Origin of the sequence: Streptomyces sp. NPDC007164 (assembly GCF_040634135.1) — a bacterium.
Lineage (GTDB): Bacteria > Actinomycetota > Actinomycetes > Streptomycetales > Streptomycetaceae > Streptomyces > Streptomyces sanglieri.
The window spans coordinates 1-18832 of sequence record NZ_JBEYFB010000041.1 but is presented as its reverse complement, the minus strand read 5'-3'; the positions used below and the strand labels follow the sequence as shown (position 1 = coordinate 18832).

The window sequence follows — 18832 nt, the reverse complement described above, 5'->3', positions numbered from 1 at the left end:
CGGCGAGAAGCAATGCCTTGGAGGTATTTCCGTTGATCGCTGCACGCCGGCCCGTACGCCGCACCGCTCCGCCCGGCCGCCCGGCCCGGCTCACCCTGGTCGCCGGTAGCGCGGCGCTCGGTGTCATGCTCACCGCCTGTTCCGGTGCCGCCGCCTCGGACTCGGAGTCGGACAAGGGCGGCGCGGCCGCAGCGGCGAAAACCAAAATCTCGGTGAACCTGCGGGGCGGCCAGGCCGCCCCGGGGACGCCGGTGAAGGTGACGCTCGACACCGGGAAGCTGAAGACGGTCGCGGTGAGCGCGGACGGGGGCGAGGCGCTCACCGGCCGGATATCCGCCGACGGCAGGACCTGGACGTCGGACCGGGTGGCCGCGCCCGGCACCACGTACGGCGTCGAGGCGAAGAGCACCGAGGGCGGCAGCGCCAGGGCGGGATTCACCACCGCCGCCGCCGACAAGGTCAACAAGCTGACACTGGCCCCCGGCAAGAACACCACGGTCGGCGTCGCCCAGCCGCTGTCGGTCGTCTTCGACAACCCGGTGAAGGACAGGGCGGCGGTCGAGAAGACCCTGAAGGTCTCCACCTCGAACAACACCGAGGGCTCCTGGGGCTGGCTGCAGGACTACTCCGGCAAGGACCGTGTCGACTGGCGGCCCAAGGAGTACTGGAAGTCCGGTACGAAGGTCACGCTCGACGCCGATCTCAACGGCATCGACTCGGGCAGCTCCGGCGGCTGGTTCGTACGCGACTACCGGACCACCTTCACGATCGGCGCCGACCAGGTGGTCAAGGTCGACCTCGACCGTCACCGGCTGGCGCTGAAGCGGGACGGGAAGACCGTCATGGACGTGCCCATGTCGGCCGGCACCCCGGGCGGCGAGAAGGCGTCCTGGCGCGGGACCGCCGTACTGATGTCCAAGGAGGGCACGATCAACATGCGCTCCGAGACGGTCGGCCTCGGCGACGCCTACGACAAGATGGTCGACTCGTCGATGCGGCTGACCTGGTCCGGGATGTACGCCCACGCGGCGCCGTGGAACGCGGGCTACTTCGGGGTGGCCAACCACAGTTCGGGCTGTGTCGGGATGAGCGATGCCGACGCCGGCGCGCTGTACGCGCAGGTGCGGGTCGGCGACCCGTTCGAGATCACCGGCGCGGACGCCAAGGGCACGGTGGCGGAGGGCAACGGGTATGGGGCGTGGAACGTGGCGTGGGCCGACTGGCAGGCGAAGAGCGCGCTGTAGGAGGAGGGGCGGGGTACGGGGGAGCGGGCCGCCGGGTCACCCGCACCCCTGGCCGGCAATAGTTACCATCACGTAACTTACCGATGAGTTACCACGGGTAAGGGGCCGAGGTTACCGTCGGGTCGCTTTGCCCCGCACCCGTGAGGAGTGACCCGTGGGACGTCCGTACCCGGCTCTGCGCACCACCGCGTCCATCGGAACCGCCGCCGTCCCCTTCGGCGGAGCCGCCCTCGCCGCGGCTCCGGCGGCCGCCGCCCGGACTCCCGCCGCACCGGTCGCGGCGTCCGCGCCGGGCCTGGAGTTCCACGACATCCCCGGCTCCGGCGGGATCACCCTCAAGGGCAATGTGTTCACGCCGGCCGGAGCCGAGCCGGGCGCGAAGCACCCGCTGATCGTGCTGCCCACCAGCTGGGGCCTGCCGCAGGTCGAGTACTTCGCGCAGGCGCAGCAGCTCGCCGACTCCGGCTACGTGGTGGTGAGTTAGACCGACCGGCAATTGGGGGGCGGCGTCGCGGGGCTGGGCACGCGCGTCTGCGGCGTTGTCGTCAATCACCATGGCTCCTTCCCCGAGCTCTCGACTGCGCTTGAGCAGGGGAGACCCCATCTGCCTCAATCCTCCGCCTTGCAGCCGCACGCACCCAGCCCCGCTCCTTCTCCCACCCCCCAATTGCCGGTCGGTCTTACACCTCGCGGGGCTTCTGGCTCTCCGGCGGGAGGATCGAGGTCGCGGGTCCGCCGGACCTCGCGGACGTCTCCTCGGTCATCGACTGGGCCCTCGCCAACACCCCGTCCGACCCGGACCGCATCGGCATGGGCGGCGTCTCCTACGGCGCGGGCATCAGCCTCCTCGCGGCCGGGCACGACAAGCGGATCAAGGCCGTGGTCGCGCTCAGCGGCTGGGCCGATCTCATCGACTCGATCTACAGCGGCCGCACCCAGCACCTCCAGGCCGCCGCCCTCCTCGGCGGCTCCGGTCTGCTCACCGGCCGCCCGAGCGACGAGCTGACCCGGACGCTCACCGCCTTCCTGGGCTCCGACCTCGCCAAGGAAGAGGACATGATCGCCTGGGGGAAGAAGCGCTCCCCCGCCGCGTACCTCGACGAGATCAACGCCAACGGCGCGGCCGTCATGATGGGCAACGCCTGGGGCGACACGATCTTCCCGCCCAACCAGTACGCCTCGTTCTACGAGAAGCTCAGCGGCCCCAAGCGTCTGGAGTTCCGTCCGGGCGACCACGCCACGGCGGAGGCCACCGGACTGCTCGGCCTGCCCAACGACACCTGGACCGACGCCCACCGCTGGTTCGACCGCTATCTCAAGGGCGAGCGCAACGGCATCGGCCAGGAGCCGCCGGTCCAGCTCAAGTCCCGTACGGACGGCGGCTACGAGGGCTACCCGGACTGGAAGTCGGATGGCGCCGCCGAGGAGCGGATCGGGCTCGACGGCACCAGGCGGATCCTCGCGAACATCGACTCCGGCGCCAACGGCGGCATCGTCATGCTGTCCAACGCGCTCGACCAGTTCGTGAAGCTGCCGCCGATCGCCTCCGTCCCGCTGCTCCCCCGCGCCTTCGCGGGCGTCTGGCAGTCCGGGAAGTACGCGGCACCTCAGCATGTGCGCGGCACGGTGAAGGTCCACACGACGGTGACCCCGAACAAGGAAAGCGGCACCTTCGTCGCGTATCTCTACGACGAAGGGCCGCTCGGCCTCGGAAAGCTGGTCAGCAACGCCCCCTATACCTTCCACGGGCGGACGCCGGGCCGGCCGTTCCCCGCAGACCTGGAGCTGTTCTCCACCGCCTACGACGTTCCGGCCGGTCACCGCCTCACCCTGGTGATCGACACCGTCGATCCGCTCTGCATCGAGCACAACCCGACCGGATCACAGCTGACCTTCTCCTCGTCCCCGGCGGACCCGTCGTACGTGTCCGTGCCGTTGCGCGAGAAGTGATCACCGGCTGCTGCCGGGTGGGCATCACTCCACAGGGACCGCCTGGTGGCGGACCCGGCTACTGCACTCCCGGCAGCAGCGTTCCTGGTTCGGCCGGTGCGATCTCCACGGCCTTCATCTTCGGATTGCGCCGTTCCCGCTTGGCCACCCAGGTCGCGAACCAGGAGAGCAGCATGCACATCCCGATGTAGATCGGCGAGATCACCATCACCACGGGGATGAAGGGAAGATCGTAGTCGAGGTTGGATGCGATGAGCTTGCCCGCGTGGAGGAATTCCTCGTAGGTGATCAGATAGCCGAGCGAGGTGTCCTTCAGCGCCACGACCAACTGGCTGATGATCGTGGGCAGCATGGCGCGCACCGCCTGCGGGGCCAGTACGAACGTGGTGACCTGCGTCTTGCGCAGCCCCAGGGCGTACGCGGCCTCCGACTGGCCGCGCTCCACCGAGACGATCCCGGTGCGGAACACCTCGGCGAGCACCGAGCCGTTGTACAGGGTCAGGCCGGTGACCAGTGCGGGCAACGGCTGCACCTTCAGCGCCACGAAGATGAAGAAGATCATCACCAGTACGGGCATGGCCCGGAAGAACTCCACCAGCAGCGTCGCGATCCAGCGCACGGCCCGGTGGTCGGAGAGCCGGCCGACGGCGAGGACCGCGCCGAGCAGGAGCGAGAGCACCGCGGCGTACGTGAACGCCTTGAGGGTGTTGCCCAGCCCGCGCAGCAGCAGTTCCTGAATGCCCTTGTACTCGAAGGGTGTCCACTTGGCGCTGGTGAACTGTTCGGTGTCGAAGAGCAGATAGACGACCCAGCCGAGCAAGGCGAGGATCAGGGCCGTGGAGACGATCCCGTAGAGCAGATGGCGTTTGCGGGTCGCCGGGCCCGGGATGTCGTAGAGCGCGGTGGCGGACGGTGCGGTGCGGGTGGTCATCGGGCGACTCCCCAGCGCTTCTCCATCACGTTGAAGAGCGCACTGATGGACAGGGTGATGATCAGGTAGCCGACGGCGATCCAGATGAAGGTCCAGATGATGCTGTAGCCCAGCTCGTTGAGGGTCTTGTAGGTGCCGAGCAGTTCGGTGACGCTGAACGCCCCGGCGATCGCCGAGTTCTTGGCGAGGGCGATGAGCGTGGAGCCGACCGGCGGGATCACCGAGCGGAACGCCTGCGGCAGCACCACGGTGTTCAGCGTCTGGCCGAACGTCATGCCGAGGCTGCGGGCCGCCTCGCCCTGTCCCGTCGGCACGGTGTTGATGCCCGAGCGCAGCACCTCGCAGATGAACGCGGAGGTGTAGCAGCCGAGCGCGAGGACCGCGAAGACCTTGAAGGGCAGGACCAGTCCGAAGCGCGGCAGTCCGAGCAGGACCGCGAAGAAGAGCAGGGTCAGCGGGGTGTTGCGCAGCACCGTCACCCAGACCGTGCCGAGCACCCGCAGCGAGCCGACGGGAGACACCCGGCAGGAGGCCATGAAGAAGCCCAGGACCAGGGCCAGGACCGAGGAGTAGACGGTCAGTTCGACCGTGCCCAGGAAGCCCTTGCCGTAGAGCGAGAAATTCTCGGTGAGTACGTCCATGGTCGATGCCCGCCCTCTCAGGTGGCCGGGTAGCGGTCGATGGGCGGCGGTGTCGGCGCGGGCACTCCGGACAGGCCGAGCGTGGCCTCGAACGCCTTCTTCCAGTTGCCGTTCTTCTCGTTGGCCTCCAGGGCGTCGTTGAGCGCGAACCGCAGCGCGTTGTCGCTGCGCGGTACGCCGATGCCGTACGGCTCCTCGGAGAACGGCTTGCCCACGACCTTCATCTCCTTGGGCGCCTTGGCCGCGAAGCCCAGCAGGATCGCGTCGTCGGTGGTGACGGCGTCGACCTGGTAGGTCAGCAGGTTGTCGACGCAGATCGAGTACGTGTCGTAGGCGACCAGGATCGCCTTCGGGTAGTCGGCGGCGATGCGCTGGTACGGGGTGGACCCCGCGGCGGAGCAGACCGTCCTGCCGGCCAGGTCCTGCGGTCCGTGGATGTCGTTCTCGTCGGTGCGGACGAGGAGGCCCTGCCCGGCCATGAAATAGGGACCGGCGAAGCCGACGAGCTTCTTGCGCATGGCGTTGATGGTGTAGGTACCGACGTAGTAGTCGATCTGCCCGTTCTGCAGCGCCGTCTCGCGGTTGGCGGAGGCGATGGTCTTGAAGCGGATCGTCTTCGGGTCGAAGCCGAGCGAGGCCGACATCATCTTGGCGATCTCGATGTCGAAGCCGGAGTAGATGCCGGTGGCCGGGTCCTTCTCGCCCAGGTAGGGCTGGTCCTCCTTGGCCCCGACCCGGAGGTAGCCGCGCTTCCTGGCCTTCTTCCAGGTCGGCGAGGCGGGCAGCTGGAAGCCGGTGTCGACCTTGTACACCGGCAGCTGCTCGGGCTTCGGGCCCTTCACCGGCGGGCTGCCCTCCTTGCCGCACGCGGCGGCGAGCACGGCCAGCAGGAGGCCGGCGCAGGCGGCCACAACTTTTCTCGTACGCAACACGGAGCCCCCCGTCAGTGCTTGAGGATCTTGGACAGGAAGTCCTTGGCGCGGTCGCTCTCCGGAGCGTTGAAGAACGCGTCGGGAGAGCGGTCCTCGACGATGCGCCCGTCGGCCATGAAGACCACGCGGTTGGCGGCGGAGCGGGCGAAGCCCATCTCGTGCGTGACGACGACCATCGTCATGCCGTCCCGGGCGAGCTGCTGCATGACCTCCAGCACCTCGTTGATCATCTCCGGGTCGAGCGCCGAGGTGGGCTCGTCGAAGAGGAGTGCCTTGGGGTCCATGGCGAGGGCGCGGGCGATGGCCACCCGCTGCTGCTGGCCGCCGGAGAGCTGGGCGGGGAATTTGTCGGCCTGCGAGGCCAGTCCGACGCGCTCCAGCAGTTCACGGGAGCGCCGGTCCGCCTCGTCCTTCTTGCGTTTGCGGACCTTGAGCTGGGCGAGCGAGACATTGGCCAGCACGGTCCGGTGCGCGAACAGGTTGAACGACTGGAAGACCATGCCCACTTCGGCCCTGAGCCGGGCCAGTCCCTTCCCCTCCTCCGGGAGGGGTCTGCCGTCGATCGCGATGTGGCCGGACTCGATCGTCTCCAGCCGGTTGATGGTCCGGCAGAGCGTCGATTTGCCGGAGCCGGAGGGGCCGATGACCACCACCACCTCCCCGCGGCCGACGGTGAGATTGATGTCCTGCAGTACGTGCAACTGTCCGTAGTACTTGTTGACGTCCCGCAGCTCGATCAACGGATCGACGGCCATACGCTGCCCTACCCACTTTTCGCTGTGTCGAGGTCAGCGCAAACTATCCAGCCTGGAAAGGGACTTCGCCGCCGACACGCACAAATGGGGCATAAGGCTTCTTATGTGATTGCCATGGGAGTTCTACCCCTCGGCCGACTCCGAATAGACCTGGGAGAGCTCCGGGCTGCCGGCCATCGCCCAGTCCAGCCCGGCCTCGACGACGTCGATCTCCCGCCCGGAGGCGAGCCGCACCACGGGCTGCCCGCTCGGCCAGATGCTCCAGACCGCGCCGGGGACGTTCCGCACCAGGACCGTTCCCAGGTACAGCCCCGCGTCGTTGCCCAGCCAGGGCAGCTCCTCAGGATCGTCCCGCCAGCGCGGCGGCAACTGGTCGAGAGCCGCCAACGAGGCCGGGCTGTCGTCGAGTTCGAGCCCGCGCCGCCCCGCTCGGACACGCAGCAGCTCGCACTCCGCGAGGAGCTCGGCCACGCCGTCGGGGTCGGCGGCGACCGCGGCGGCGAGCCCCGTCCCCCGCGCTCCGTCGTGACGCCTACGCCAGTTGCCCAAGAAGGGGATGTTCACGATCAGACCCCCTTGAGGGTGCAACCGCCGAACACGGGCCCCGCCTGGGCAGCAGCCAGCCCGAGCAGAAACGGACAGTTAGCTCCAGTTAGCTTCAGTTGGCTCACGTTCACCATGATCATCTCCCACTTGACTCCCACCGGCCCCCATCGGGTCAACGCGGCGCAGTGCGACCATCAGCTCACCATGACACAAAACCGGCCCCGGATCGCTGCACCCTGGGGGGCGTGAACTGCGATCCGGGACCGGCAATGCGACCAACGATGGAGGCGACTCCACGATGACCACCCGTTCGAGTGAACAAATGCTCGAATGACGACAGTACATCCAGCCCTGCGGCATATGCCATGAAGTCACAGGGCTGTCACGCCGCCCCTCCGGCCAATCCCTCGACCAAATCATGATCGAAAAATGCCGGAAAATAGCTGCTGACTTATGATCTTGCAGGTCAGAGCGTTTGTCGAGTACCTGCCGACCTGCCGCCCTGGTCGTCGATCACCGCCGAACCCTCGGCGAACGCATCCGCGACCGGCGCATGCATCAGAACCTCACCCAGGAGCACCTAGCTCACTTGGCTGAGGTCTCCCGCGACACCGTCCAGCGAATCGAGGGCGGCCAGAACGACGCGCGAATCAGCCACCTCTGGCGCATCGCCGCAGTTCTCGACACCACGGTCGCCGCTCTCCTCGACGAGTAACAGCCCGCTTTACTGGCAGCAGACCCCGGCCCATACCTCGGTGTCCAGGACATACGAGCCCTGCTGGTCACGGATGACACCTACGCTGATCGCTCCGTTACTCAAGGGCTGATTGCACCGGATGCAGGCGCGCCCCTGAGACTGCGCCCACGTCAGCCTTCCAGGATCCGGCAGTGGCCAGGACGCCCGCCGATCAGCTGCAGCCGTCATTACGCCCGCCCCCGTTCGCGGCCGGCGCAGGCCGCGGCGTCCGAGCAGGCCCGCGGGAACCAGCTGTAGGCGGCTCCCCCTTCGGGTCGGGCCCGCTTCTCGCCTAGGTCCTGATCCTCGCCGATGGTGAGGGCAGTCCTGCACCAGACACAGGACCATCCGCGCTGCTGCTGCTCGGTCAGATCGCTGACTGGCGGTAAGTCCCTCACGGTCATGGCGTCCCCGGCTCGTCGTTGATCAGCTAAGACCAGCGTGACGGGCAGGGAAGGGCTCAACGCTCACAGATTCGTGAGCGTTGACAGGTCAGGCTGTGAGCGCTACAGGCCGATCCAGGCAGCCATGTGCCCGAGGGTGTCCGGGGTGCGGCGCGAGATGTGCACCAGGCCCTTGATGGTCTCGCGGGCGCCAGGGTGATACCGGGTCTGTTCCGGAGCGGTGTGCCGGGCGTCGACGATGCTACTCAGTGCTGCCTCGGTCCGGCCGGTCTCCATTTCTGAGCGTGCCTTGTCGATGAGGAAATGCGCCCGCCGGGACGTGGCCAGGGCCATCGGCAGGGTGATCTGTCGGGCCTGGGTGAGGGCTTCGTCGTACTGGCGCATCTCGACCGCAGCCGACATCTTGTGGAGCGCGACGTTCGTCGGGCCGAAGCTGAGCCAGTGAACTTCGGAAGCACCCCCAGTCCGCTCTGCACAGTTGCGGGCTTCGGCGATATGGGTGTCGACCATGGTCTGCTGGTCGGCGCGGGCGGCGATGACGGACGCTCCGAGGTGGAGTTGCCCGGTGACGGCCACTGCCTCCCGGGTCTGCTCGGCTGCACCGACGATGCTGTGGCCGGCGGCGACGAGGCGCTGCCCGATTGTGTACTCACCCTCCCGGAAGTAGACCAGGGCGCGCATGTACTGCCGGATGGCAGCCAGACAGGGGTCGGACGCGCGATGGGCTGCCCAGTCCATACGGTCCAGGGCCACTGAGCTGAGGTCGTAGTAGCCGAGCTTCACCGAGATGTCGTGTGCGGTGCGGTACGTCGAGGCAAGGGCCTGCCACAGCTCCGTCGACTGTGCCCGCCAGGCCGCGGTGGTGAGTTCCGTGATGGTGGCGGGCAGCAGGCTGGCCGCGTTCCGCAGATGCGTGGCTCTGACATGGGCGCAAAGCTCTTCAGCGCTCGCGATCAGTTGCTCTGCCGGCCGGTCCGGGATGGCGTCGTCGACCCCCAGGTCGTACAGGTCGAGTGCTTCCCGGATGGGACGCACGAGTTCGGCGAGGCGGTCCTGCTGCAGTTCGGTCACGTAGGGCTGTCCCGTCAGCACGGTGACGTCGACCCGCAAGGCCTGGGCCACAGCCGCGACGAAGTCGAGGTTGGCGGGCTTGGCGCCGCACTCGACTTGGTTGAGGAGGCTGTACGAGTACGGCATTCGGGCAGCCAACTGTCGCTGTGTCAGCCTGGCGAGTTTCCGTTGCTCTTTGATCCGAGCGCCTGTGTGGTCGTCGTCCAGTCTGGGCATACTGGTCTCCGTTCCTGACTCGTCATCCGGAACGGTACCCGCGCGTCCGCGCTGGATCCCGCATCGCCCCCGATTCCACCCGGTTCGGGGGCGGTTGCATGTGTGGTCGGATGGCGGCATGACGACTCTGTACCTGTTCGGATCCGCCGCCCCGCCCGTCTTCGAGGTTGCCGAGGTCATTGAAGACGCCCAGGCTCGCGGGTGGGATGTGTGTCTCGGGCTGACGCCGACGGCGGCCCGGTGGCTGGGCGAGCAACTCCCAGAGCTGGAGCGGCTGACCGGACATCCGGTGCGCTCCGAGTACAAACTGCCTGGGGAACCGGATGTGTGGCCGTCGGCAGATGCCATTCTCTTCGCGCCGGCCACGTTCAACACGGTCAACGCATGGGCCCTTGGTCTGACGTCGTCATTCGTCGTCGGCGTGGTTGCCGAGGGGATCGGGAAGCGGATCCCGACCGTAACGATGCCCTGTGTGAACGCCGCCTACGTCCAGCATCCGGCGTTCGAGCGATCGGTGGAGACGCTCCGCGGCGCCGGGGTGACAGTGCTGTACGGGCCAGGCGGCTTCGTACCGAACCAGCCGAGCGAGCGGCGCCCCGAGGGCTTCCCGTGGCACCTGGCCCTGAACGCGGTCGGGGCCATTGTCAGTCCCACCTCATAGCCTGTTCCTATGTCGATCACCCCTTCGCCTGCCACCCCTGTGCGCTCCCCCGCCGCGGTGAGCGCGGGCATCCGCGCGCCGTGGGCGGCCGGCTCGCTGCCCTCGGAGGGTGAGGCGGAGTATCAGCGGCTGCTGGTGGAATGGGAAGCCGCAGTCCGGGCAAATGTCGTCACAGCGGCCTGACCTGCGCGGCTCCGTTCGATTGTCAGTGCTGCCGTTTACGATCCGGCCGTGGAGGAGCAGCGCAAGGCCCTCGCCGAGCCGTACACGGCGGAGGGGTGGGCGGCCTGGCGTGAGGCGGCGGCGACGTTCCAGGCTGCGGTGACCGCGCACGCCGAGGCGGCCGGGGTGTCCCGGTCCGCGCTGGAGATGGCCGTGAAGAAGGCCGTGCTGCATCCGGAGCCCTCACCCGACGAGGGCTGACGCTCGTCCGCCTCTCCCCCGGGCGCTGTTCCGGGTGAGGGGCGGTCTCGTAGCTGCGCCCAGCCATAGGCGCGAATGGGATGAGCCCACGGTACTGGGCCGGTATGACAACCGGCCGGGGCGCCGTGCGGCACCTGCGCAACCATTCGCGTGCCCCACACGTCAGACCCTGCACGCCTACTTTCGGAGTGCCATCGTGAAACCCGCTGCTGCCCTGCTCGCTGCCGCCGTACTGCTGTCCCTCGCCGCCTGCTCGACCGGGCACGCGGATGTGAACAAGGCGGAACCGAGTAGCAGCGCCACAGCTGATGCCGGCAAGAGCAGCGCCGCAGAGAAGGCCGCAGGCATCCCAGACGCGCCGACGGGTAACGACCGCGACGCGTACCTAGACGCGATTGCGGCAGTGGATCCGCAGATCATCGTGGACGAGCAGAAGGCCATCGATGCCGGCCGGAACCAGTGCGCCTCGCTCGCAGGGGACGGTTTCGCCAAGGTGGATTGGCTTGCCGCGCAGCGTTTCGGCAACGACACGCACCCGCTCACGGACGCGCAGGGCAAGCAGTTGAATGCCGCGCTGCGGGGGACGCTGTGTCCTGAGTGACGTTGCTCTAAGCGATCTTGGTGGCCCCGCCGGCGGGGGATGCGGCGGGGCCAGAGCCCAGCATGGCAGGGGTAGGCAGAGCACACAGCAGGCTCCACAGCAACTAGAATCGAACTCATGTCCGATATTCCGTCGCGCCTGGTCATGCTGCGGTTCCTCAAGAGAGTGCAGGAGCAGTAGCTCGCCCAGACCGATCGCTGGATCGCCGACGAAGAATGGCGAGAGGCTGAGCAGCAGCAAGGCGAGGAGCGCCGGCCGCCGACACCGGCCTGGGTGGTGGAGCTCAGCATCGGCCTCGGCGCCCAGCCCATCGAGGTGCACGCCGGGCACTGCTACGCCATCGGGAAACGTCACCGGGCCATCAGTCGCGAGCAGGCCCTCGCCGCGCTCGCCGAGGGGATCCGGGCGTGCGCGCACTGCCGACCAGACACTGAGCTCGAAGTGCTGTGACCTCGGCAAAGTTGCACCCTGGAGGCATGATGACTGCACCCGTTGTCGTGCACCGTCCGTCTCCGTCAGGCGGCCGGCGCGTCACCGCGTATGGCCACATCCTCGGCCTCGCCCACGACGATCACGACCTGATCGAGTTCCTTCGCCGCGCCGGGCTCCCGGATGCGGACACGGTGATCGACGACCCTCAGATGGTCGAGTGGCGCGGCGGCCGGGCACACCACTACGAAGCGGCGTGACGAAGGCCGGTTCGGGGTGCTGTGAGCAGCAGCACGTCGCACCCTGGAGGCATGAGCGCCCCGATAGTCGTCCACTACCGTTCCTCGGCAGGCGGCCGGGCGGTCACCATCAATGGTGAGATCGCCGGCCTCGCCCGCGACGACCGCGACCTCATCGAATTCCTCCGGCGGGCCGGGATCTACGACGCCGAGAATGCCCTCGACAACCCGAACTGGGTTGAGTGGCGCGGCGGTCATGCCCACCGGTACGAAGCGGCGTGATGGCAGCGGCGCGGGGGCTGTCAGTCGGATACCTCGGACTGGAGCCTCTCGGCGAGCTTGGCGGCGAGGGCGTATGCGGGGTGGTTGTCGAGCTGGCGCCGGCGCCGGTTGTAGCGCTGGGTGGTGCGCGGGTCGGAGTGCGACACGGCGTCTTGGACGTCTTGGAGCGGGACGCCGTTGGCGAGGTTGTCGGTAATGAACTGGTGCCGCAGAGCGTGGGGCTTGATCGTCGCGGCTTGCGGGATGTCTGCGTGGCGAGCGAGGACACGGAGGTGCTTCCAGACTTCGGGCTGGCTCCAGCGGCGGCCGGACTCGGTGGCGAACAGCGGGCCGTCGGAACGGCCGCCGAGGTAGGCGAGGAGCGCGTCGAGGGCGAGCGGCGGGACGGGCGCGGGCCGCTTCTTGCCGCCCTTCTGTGTGAGGGGCAGGGTGCGGTGCCCTCGGTCGTAGCCGAGCTGGTCGGCGTTCAGCGACAGAAGTTCGTCGATGCGGGCACCTGTGAGGTAGAGGAGCATGACGAGGGCGTAGGAGCGGGGTGCCCAGTCGGCGGCCGTCTGGATGAGCCGGGTGGTCTCCTCCTCGCTCATGCCCTCGGTCGGCGAGTAGTCGGGGTCGATGTAAGGCCGGTTGACGGCGGCGAACGGGTCACTGTCGACGGCCTGGAGGCGTGCGGCGTAGGTGTAGAAGGATCCGGCGGCGGCGAGAGCTTGGGCCTGGGTGGTTTCCGCTGGGGGCCGCCCCTTCCGCGTCGGCGTCTTGGCGAGGTACTTGGCGTAGGCGTCGGCGAGCGGCAGCTTCGCCTGGAGCGGGTGGATGCCGGTTGAGCGGGCGTACTCCTCCCACGCTTTGAAGGTGCGGGCGTAGGCCCGTCGGGTGTGGCGGGACTTCTGGCGGGCGATCCATCCCCCGGCGACGGTGGGCAGCGGGTCGCGGTCGCCGTAGATGACGGTCAGGTGGTCGGCGAGTTGGCGGGCTTCGTCGGGCCAGTCGTCGCGGGGGTCGTGCTGGTCGGTCGACAGCTCCGCCGACGGGCGCGGGACGAGGGCGCCCACCTCGCCGAGCTCAGTCATCGTCCGTTTCGGCACCGCACCGACGGCACTCATTGCCCTCGCCGACTGGCGGATAGTCGTGCTCGGGGTATGCCTCCCCGTCCGGGCCGACGCAGTCGTCCTCCAGGGGGAAGTGCTCGTGCTTATCTCCGCCCGCGGGCGGCATGTAGCTGGAGTAGGTCACGACGCTCTCCTCTGCGGTGACAGATATTGGATAACTGTCATTATCAACCATGGAGTTCGCCTGTGTCAGGAGGACGCCAACCTTCGGCAAGTGTGGGTTATGGGGGGGCAGGGCTGACTCTCACTCCTGAGCGATGCCTGACGCCCCGCCGCCACTTCTTCACCTTCCAATCACGACTGCGTCACTAATCGAGCACGCGGCTCCCTCCGCCCATGCGGCCCGATACGGTCATCTCTCCATGAAGCACCCTTGGGGGGACAACTTGAACACCCGCACACTCGTTGCCGCGCTCGGCTGTCTGACTGCTCTGGCCCTGGTCGGCTGCGACCCGGCCACCACAAGCCAGCAGCCCGCTACTTCGGCGTCGCCCGTCACCGCCTCAGCCACGCCACCGCCGGAGAAGGACGACAAGCCTGTCGAGCGCGCAACGGTCGCGAACTTCGTCGGCATGGGTCTGCAGTCCGCTCAGGACAAAGCGCAGGCCGACGGCTTCTATCTCCTGTCCTCCCACGACAGTGCCGGTCGCGACCGCATGCAGGCCTTCGACCGGAACTGGAAGGTCTGCTCCCAGAACCAGACGCCAGGGAAGAACATCCCGGTCGACACCAAACTCGACTTCGGAGCGGTGAAGCTTGAGGAATCCTGCCCGTCCAAGGACGAGAAGGAGCCTGCTCCGGCCGGGAACACCATGCCCAACTTTGTTGGAAAGTCCGTCAGGGCAGCGCGAGGAGCCCTCGACTCGGGCGCATCGATCACGGTCGCTGACGCCAGCGAAGACCGCATGGTCCTGATGGAAAGCAACTGGAAGATCTGCACCCAGGACCCGAAGGCTGGAGCCGCGCTCAACGGCCAGCCTGTCGAGTTCACTGCGGTCAAGTTCGACGAGTCCTGCCCGTAAATATCAGAAGGGCCCCTTCCGCCCGAAGGCGGGAGGGGCGATGTCACTCGGACTCGTCGACGGGTGGCGGAATGTCAGGCTCGATGAACAGCCCGGCGTACTGCGGCACCGGCTGCTCCTCGGCGAGCCCGAGGTCGACGAGCGTCCCCAGGTCTGCGGCGCTGTCGTCCACGCGCCGCTGTACCTGCTGCGGCGGAAAGTCAGGCATCAAGTCTCCTGTACATCGAGGTTGCCGCCAGAACGCCGAGGCCGAGGAGGCTGCGGGACTGGTCCGGCGTCGGAGTGGTGGCGCCAGTTCGGCGGCACACCAGGGCATCCGGATCATCCGGCGGCACCTGGAGACTGTAGCCGTCCGGGCAGGTCTGCCCGGACTTGCCGTCGCGCCCGTCCGTCCCTGGCTGGCCTGGCGGGCCTGGCGGGCCGGTGTCGCCCTTCGGGCCGGCCAGGCCCACGACGGACTGGCCGTCCGCACCCGCAGCACCCGTGGGGCCAGGCGAACCGACAACGGATGCGCCGTCTTCGCCGTCGGCGCCGGGGCTGCCGCTCGGGCCAACAGGGCCAGTCGGGCCGATAGATCCGGGCCGGCCCTGGTCGCCTTGCGGCCCGGGTGGGCCGACGACGAATGTCCGGGCTGACCGCGACCACCGGGCGGACCGGCCACCGGGGACTCCCCCAGCCGCTCCACCTGCTGAGCGAGGGCATCGCGCGCCTCGTTCGCGGTGCGGAGGTCGTGAGAAAGCCCCTGCATCGTCACGATGAGGAACGCGAACCCGACCAGGGCCACCGCGGCGGGCAGCGTGAACACGAGGTCAGGGCGCCGCCGTTCGGCGCCCGCGCTCTTGTGTCGCCTCATGCCCCCGCCCCCTGCGCATTCAGGTACACGGTCAGGATCAGCAGCAGGACCGGCGCGATCAGCGCGGTGAAGATGAGACGCCGGTCCGCGGCCCGTCGGTCTGCCGCGCGCTGCTCCTCATCCCGGCGCTTCTGGGCGGCCTGTTCGCGCGCCTCCTCGATGCCACGCACCCGCTCCACGAGGACCTTCAACGCGTCGTCGCGCGCCGCCTGTTCGAGCTGGCAGCGCTCCAGGGAGACCTTGCTGTCGAGTCTGAGTCCCAGCTCCCGGAAGTCGTCCTTGAGGTCGGTGCGGACATCTTCGAGTCGGCGCATCACCTCGCCGAGAGTCGGCTCATCCGGCGCGGGCTCCTCCGTCAGTGTTCGTGGACGATGGGGAGCACCTGGCTGTCTCAGGTGCGGTTCGGTCTCACCTATGCCGGCTCCACCACCACACGCCGAGCGTCCCGCCGCGCATGGCTTCGACGTTGCCGCCCAGCGAGCCGAGCATCTGGTCCATGTCGCCTGTGTCCCATTGGTGAACGTGCGCTTCATGCGGGTTGCCGCCGACCTCGCCTTGCACCGACTCAACAATCGGCACCGACACGAGCATGTCCCCCCCTTCGGCAGTGGGGGCGCTTCTCCGGGGTGATGAGCGCGCGCGTCCACTCGTCACGGACGGCTTTGTTCAGCTCGAAGACGTTGTACCGGACGTTGCCGCGGCCGGACCCGTATCGCCGGATCCGTCCCTCGTGGGCCCAGCGGCGGATGGTGGCCCCGGGCCGGCCTGCGTAGTAGGCGGCGTCCTTCTCGCTAACGAGTCCACGGGCGGCCATGTTCACCTCCGCCGGGAAGAACTGAGGGCCGCCTCGTCGGGCGGCCCTCAGCGACATGCGTGTCCAGCGAGGCAGACGCTATGTTCGCCCACATCATCACATCAAGCTATGAATCATGCGCCTGCGATAGCGCCTCTCTATCCACCAAACTGACCCCATGTCGACGGTCTTCATGGTGCAGGCGGACTCGCAGGAGGAGTGCGCCGCCGAACTGTCCCGCATGTGCGCGGCTTTCGGCCTGCGGCCGCTCCTGCCGCCGACGCGCAGCACGGGGACGGAGCGGTGGCTGGCGAGGGCCACAGCGAAAGCTCCGGCTGATGAGGTCTGGGGCCCTGTCGTGCAGTGAAGGTCTATGACGCTGAACTGTCGGTGGGCCCTATCGCCGTCGGCGGACTCCGCCGTCGGCGGAGAACCATCAGGATGGCCGCAGCCCAGAGCAGCGCTCCCAGCGCCGCGCCCCCCGCACCCACCGTTCTGACGGTCTCCCATGCCGCGCTCTCCACAAGTCGGCAGTCCGGGGCACATTTCCACGTTCGAGCACCATCTGTCCTCGCAACCCCAAGAGTCGCCACCCCGAGCAGAAACAGGGCGATGCCTGACCAGAACATCCAGCGGGCGGCTGCCTCGTACCCGCGCGAGTGAGTGTCCACCATTCGACCACAGTCCCAGCCACCCGGTCAGCAGGCAACGGTGCGGGATACGACAGGGCCCCGGACCATGAGGTCCGGGGCCGTGCCGTGCGCTAGACGTCATCCGTCGCAGGCCCCGCGGTCGGCCTATCAGCGGGTCTGATTGCGGGTGTTGGCGATGACCCCGCGGGTGGTGGTAGTGATGCTGCGCTGATCCTGGACGACGTCGCCGTTGTAGTGGTGGTGATGCGTGGCCGGGCCAGCCTCGGCGGCGGCCTTGGCTCGGCCGACGAGGCGGCCCAGCGCGAGGACGAGGGCGGTCGGGGCACCGACGACGATGGCGCACACGACCAGGTCAGCGCTTCCGGACGCCACCATGACGAGCGATGCGGTCCCACCGACGAGTGCGGTCGCGACTCCCCCGGACAGCATGAGGGCACTGGCGTCGGTGGCTCGCTGACTCATCGGGGCCGGCCGGGCTGGGGAACGGGGGCCGCGGAGCCAACGACAGGTAGCCGGGAGTCGTCGCGGTAGAAAGAAAGTGGCCTGTTGGGCAGCCAGTGCTTCGTTGACGGCACTGATGAGCTTCTAGGCTTGGTCATTGGCGGATTCGACCGGCCTGCCGGGGGTGGGCTGCCCGGCCTGGGCCTGCTACCGGTACGGCTCGGGCAGCTGCACGGCGGTAGGTCTCCTCAGAAACTGAGCGACCAGCGGTCGCGGATGCGGCGGATGGTGACGGCAAGCCCGCTGATGCGCCCGTTGCGGGCGGTGACGCTGCCGGGCGAGAGATTGCGCTCCTTGGCTCTAAATCGCCTTCATGCAGCTTCGCAAGGCCCGGACAGTTGTGATGCTACCTAGTTCAAACGGGAGAGTCCCGGCGTCTAGGGGCACTGGGGGAGACAATGAGTAGAAGGTTGAGACGCAGCACGCTGGGCGCGGCCGGTCTGATGCTCGCATTCAGCACAGCAATGCAGGGGTCAGCTGAGGCCGCAATTTTCGTGGCCCGCACCAACCCAACCTCGTACGGGTACGCCGAGTTCGACTGGAACACCGGCAAGCTGGTGGCTTATGACACCGCGACCGACGGACGGCGGATCATTGCGTCTGCGTACATAAGCTTCACCGGTCAGCAGTTGGCGTATGCGGAGGACTCCAACGGCAACAATGGCAGTCCTGGATCACCCGACTATGCCGACCCCAGCGACTATCAGCCTGGGAACGAGTGGATCACCATTCTGGTCTGCCGCCAAGAGGGCACTGATACAAGCACAAGAGACAAGTGCGATAGCTCCGACTTCTAATCCCGCTCCCGGCAAGCTTTGCCCCGTCGCGCCGCCCAGCATGCACGCTCGCCGCGTTGGCCAAAGACGCTGGTAGCTCCGCTACAACAACTTCCGGTGCCTTGCGATTGCACGCACTGGACGACGCTCCTTTCGGAGCAAGGACTGCCAGCGGGGAAGCTAGTGCCGTATCAGGCAACATTTGCCCTGTCGACGACGGCTTGTAGGTGCTGGTCGTCGGCATGGCGGTTTCGCCAGATGATGTAGCGGCGGATCATGCTGCCCTGTTCCTTGTGGTCGGCGTGGTCCGTTCCGTCCAGGGTGAAGTAGCGCAGGGCCGTGAACTGGGCCTCGATGCGGTTGAGTCAGGAGCTGTTGGTCGGTGTGTAGGCGATCTCGACGTTGTTCGCGGCAGCCCAGATGCCGACCCGTTGACACCTTCTCGTGGTCAGGTGCGGGAGAAGTTGTCGGCCACGATCGCGATCCTGACGTCGGCCGGGTAGAGGCTGCGCAGGTAGCGGCAGAACTCCAGGAACTGCGTCCGCCGCTTGACCGGTTTGATGTGGCCATAGAGCTTGTCCTTGGACAGATCCAGAGCCGCGAACAGGTGCCGCACCCCGCCGTAACGGTTGTAGGTCGCTCGCCGCCGTCGGCGCGGTTCGCGATCTGGATCCTTGTGCCTGCCGCCGCGCTCGGCCCACTGCCGGCCCGGGTGGGGCATCAGGTTGAGCGGCCCGAACTCGTCCATGCAGAAGATGACTTCGGGCTCGCCGTTCTCGGGTATGACCTCGCCGTCAGCGATCGCGTACAGGTGCTCGACCCAAGCTTTCTTGGCCGCGTAGTCCGGATCACGGGAGGTCTTGAAGGTCTTCAGGCTGTGAAAGGAGACGCCTTCCTCGCGGAGCAGGATGCGCAGGCCCTCGTGGCTGATGTCGTCGACCACCCCCTCGGCGACCAGGAAGTGCGGCACTAGTGTTCTGAGTCAGGGATTCTGTTCAGATATGAGGCGAGGCGTTCGAGGATCTCGTCGGAGGTCTTCGTCCAGACGTACGGCTTCGGGTCGG

Annotated in this window: 23 protein-coding genes and 3 pseudogenes; 13 read left to right on the top strand and 13 right to left on the bottom strand. The window is 67.7% G+C overall.

The window, feature by feature from the left end; all coding sequences use genetic code 11:
* Positions 1–32: 32 nt before the first annotated feature.
* From ABZ622_RS33270 to ABZ622_RS33260, 3 genes and pseudogenes are all read left to right on the top strand, one after another.
* Positions 33–1244, top strand: a complete 1212-nt coding sequence (locus tag ABZ622_RS33270) for an Ig-like domain-containing protein (RefSeq protein WP_360549641.1) — start codon at positions 33–35, stop codon at positions 1242–1244.
* A 154-nt stretch (positions 1245–1398) separates the two neighbouring features.
* Positions 1399–1725 (top strand): annotated as a pseudogene (locus ABZ622_RS33265) (acyl esterase); the annotation flags it as partial.
* 197 nt (positions 1726–1922) lie between these two features.
* Positions 1923–3194: pseudogene (locus ABZ622_RS33260) on the top strand (CocE/NonD family hydrolase); the annotation flags it as partial.
* A gap of 58 nt (positions 3195–3252) precedes the next feature.
* Here ABZ622_RS33260 and ABZ622_RS33255 read toward each other — a convergent pair.
* The 5 genes from ABZ622_RS33255 to ABZ622_RS33235 all read right to left on the bottom strand — a co-directional run bounded on the left by ABZ622_RS33255 (position 3253) and on the right by ABZ622_RS33235 (position 7017).
* Positions 3253–4125, bottom strand: a complete 873-nt coding sequence (locus ABZ622_RS33255; protein WP_360549639.1) for an amino acid ABC transporter permease — start codon at positions 4123–4125, stop codon at positions 3253–3255.
* Positions 4122–4766: an amino acid ABC transporter permease gene (locus tag ABZ622_RS33250; protein ID WP_360549637.1), complete on the bottom strand. Its 645-nt coding sequence runs from the start codon at positions 4764–4766 to the stop codon at positions 4122–4124. Before ABZ622_RS33250 ends, ABZ622_RS33255 begins: the two co-directional genes overlap by 4 nt.
* A gap of 17 nt (positions 4767–4783) precedes the next feature.
* A complete protein-coding gene (locus tag ABZ622_RS33245; protein ID WP_360549716.1) occupies positions 4784–5695 on the bottom strand; it encodes a glutamate ABC transporter substrate-binding protein in 912 nt (303 codons plus the stop codon).
* A gap of 14 nt (positions 5696–5709) precedes the next feature.
* A complete protein-coding gene (locus ABZ622_RS33240; RefSeq protein WP_360549635.1) occupies positions 5710–6453 on the bottom strand; it encodes an amino acid ABC transporter ATP-binding protein in 744 nt (247 codons plus the stop codon).
* Positions 6454–6576: 123 nt separating this feature from the next.
* Complete coding sequence (locus ABZ622_RS33235) at positions 6577–7017, bottom strand: DUF6278 family protein (protein ID WP_360549633.1); 441 nt, start codon at positions 7015–7017, stop codon at positions 6577–6579.
* Between the two features lie 457 nt (positions 7018–7474).
* On the opposite strand from ABZ622_RS33235, the gene ABZ622_RS33230 reads away from it, so the two are divergent.
* Positions 7475–7714 (top strand): helix-turn-helix transcriptional regulator, encoded by a 240-nt coding sequence (locus tag ABZ622_RS33230; protein WP_360549631.1) that lies wholly within the window; start codon positions 7475–7477, stop codon positions 7712–7714.
* Between the two features lie 527 nt (positions 7715–8241).
* On the opposite strand, the gene ABZ622_RS33225 is transcribed toward ABZ622_RS33230, so the two are convergent.
* Positions 8242–9426 carry a helix-turn-helix transcriptional regulator gene (locus tag ABZ622_RS33225; protein ID WP_360549629.1) on the bottom strand — a complete coding sequence of 395 codons (1185 nt, stop codon included), beginning with the start codon at positions 9424–9426 and terminating at the stop codon, positions 8242–8244.
* 118 nt (positions 9427–9544) lie between these two features.
* Here ABZ622_RS33225 and ABZ622_RS33220 point away from each other — a divergent pair, with 118 nt between their 5' ends.
* From ABZ622_RS33220 to ABZ622_RS33190, 7 genes are all read left to right on the top strand, one after another.
* Positions 9545–10087: a flavoprotein gene (locus tag ABZ622_RS33220; RefSeq protein WP_360549627.1), complete on the top strand. Its 543-nt coding sequence runs from the start codon at positions 9545–9547 to the stop codon at positions 10085–10087.
* Between the two features lie 9 nt (positions 10088–10096).
* Positions 10097–10270 carry a hypothetical protein gene (locus ABZ622_RS33215; protein WP_360549625.1) on the top strand — a complete coding sequence of 58 codons (174 nt, stop codon included), beginning with the start codon at positions 10097–10099 and terminating at the stop codon, positions 10268–10270.
* Between the two features lie 48 nt (positions 10271–10318).
* Entirely contained in the window at positions 10319–10510 is a 192-nt protein-coding gene (locus ABZ622_RS33210) for a hypothetical protein (protein WP_360549623.1), read from the top strand.
* Positions 10511–10706: 196 nt separating this feature from the next.
* Complete coding sequence (locus tag ABZ622_RS33205) at positions 10707–11111, top strand: hypothetical protein (protein ID WP_360549621.1); 405 nt, start codon at positions 10707–10709, stop codon at positions 11109–11111.
* A gap of 273 nt (positions 11112–11384) precedes the next feature.
* On the top strand, positions 11385–11561 hold the full coding sequence (locus ABZ622_RS33200) for a DUF6233 domain-containing protein (RefSeq protein WP_360549619.1): 177 nt from the start codon (positions 11385–11387) through the stop codon (positions 11559–11561).
* Between the two features lie 26 nt (positions 11562–11587).
* The gene (locus ABZ622_RS33195) at positions 11588–11800 is read left to right on the top strand and encodes a hypothetical protein (RefSeq protein WP_360549617.1); all 213 of its coding nucleotides are present in this window, start codon (positions 11588–11590) and stop codon (positions 11798–11800) included.
* Between the two features lie 51 nt (positions 11801–11851).
* Positions 11852–12061, top strand: a complete 210-nt coding sequence (locus ABZ622_RS33190) for a hypothetical protein (protein ID WP_360549615.1) — start codon at positions 11852–11854, stop codon at positions 12059–12061.
* Between the two features lie 20 nt (positions 12062–12081).
* On the opposite strand, the gene ABZ622_RS33185 is transcribed toward ABZ622_RS33190, so the two are convergent.
* Positions 12082–13131, bottom strand: a complete 1050-nt coding sequence (locus ABZ622_RS33185) for a tyrosine-type recombinase/integrase (protein ID WP_360549613.1) — start codon at positions 13129–13131, stop codon at positions 12082–12084.
* Positions 13124–13294 (bottom strand): hypothetical protein, encoded by a 171-nt coding sequence (locus ABZ622_RS33180; RefSeq protein ID WP_360549611.1) that lies wholly within the window; start codon positions 13292–13294, stop codon positions 13124–13126. Before ABZ622_RS33180 ends, ABZ622_RS33185 begins: the two co-directional genes overlap by 8 nt.
* 262 nt (positions 13295–13556) lie before the next feature.
* On the opposite strand from ABZ622_RS33180, the gene ABZ622_RS33175 reads away from it, so the two are divergent.
* Positions 13557–14192: a hypothetical protein gene (locus tag ABZ622_RS33175; RefSeq protein ID WP_360549609.1), complete on the top strand. Its 636-nt coding sequence runs from the start codon at positions 13557–13559 to the stop codon at positions 14190–14192.
* 43 nt (positions 14193–14235) lie between these two features.
* Here ABZ622_RS33175 and ABZ622_RS33170 read toward each other — a convergent pair whose 3' ends face one another.
* The 4 genes from ABZ622_RS33170 to ABZ622_RS33155 form a co-directional block, all read right to left on the bottom strand.
* Positions 14236–14400: a hypothetical protein gene (locus ABZ622_RS33170; protein ID WP_360549607.1), complete on the bottom strand. Its 165-nt coding sequence runs from the start codon at positions 14398–14400 to the stop codon at positions 14236–14238.
* A 641-nt stretch (positions 14401–15041) separates the two neighbouring features.
* Complete coding sequence (locus ABZ622_RS33165; protein WP_360549605.1) at positions 15042–15359, bottom strand: hypothetical protein; 318 nt, start codon at positions 15357–15359, stop codon at positions 15042–15044.
* Between the two features lie 94 nt (positions 15360–15453).
* Entirely contained in the window at positions 15454–15636 is a 183-nt protein-coding gene (locus tag ABZ622_RS33160; RefSeq protein ID WP_360549603.1) for a hypothetical protein, read from the bottom strand.
* A 1002-nt stretch (positions 15637–16638) separates the two neighbouring features.
* Positions 16639–16953 carry a hypothetical protein gene (locus ABZ622_RS33155; RefSeq protein WP_360549601.1) on the bottom strand — a complete coding sequence of 105 codons (315 nt, stop codon included), beginning with the start codon at positions 16951–16953 and terminating at the stop codon, positions 16639–16641.
* Positions 16954–17402: 449 nt separating this feature from the next.
* Between ABZ622_RS33155 and ABZ622_RS33150 the strand changes: the two genes are divergently transcribed.
* Positions 17403–17789 (top strand): hypothetical protein, encoded by a 387-nt coding sequence (locus ABZ622_RS33150; protein ID WP_360549599.1) that lies wholly within the window; start codon positions 17403–17405, stop codon positions 17787–17789.
* A 170-nt stretch (positions 17790–17959) separates the two neighbouring features.
* Here ABZ622_RS33150 and ABZ622_RS33145 read toward each other — a convergent pair.
* Positions 17960–18729 (bottom strand): annotated as a pseudogene (locus ABZ622_RS33145) (transposase); the annotation flags it as partial.
* Positions 18730–18832 lie beyond the last annotated feature (103 nt).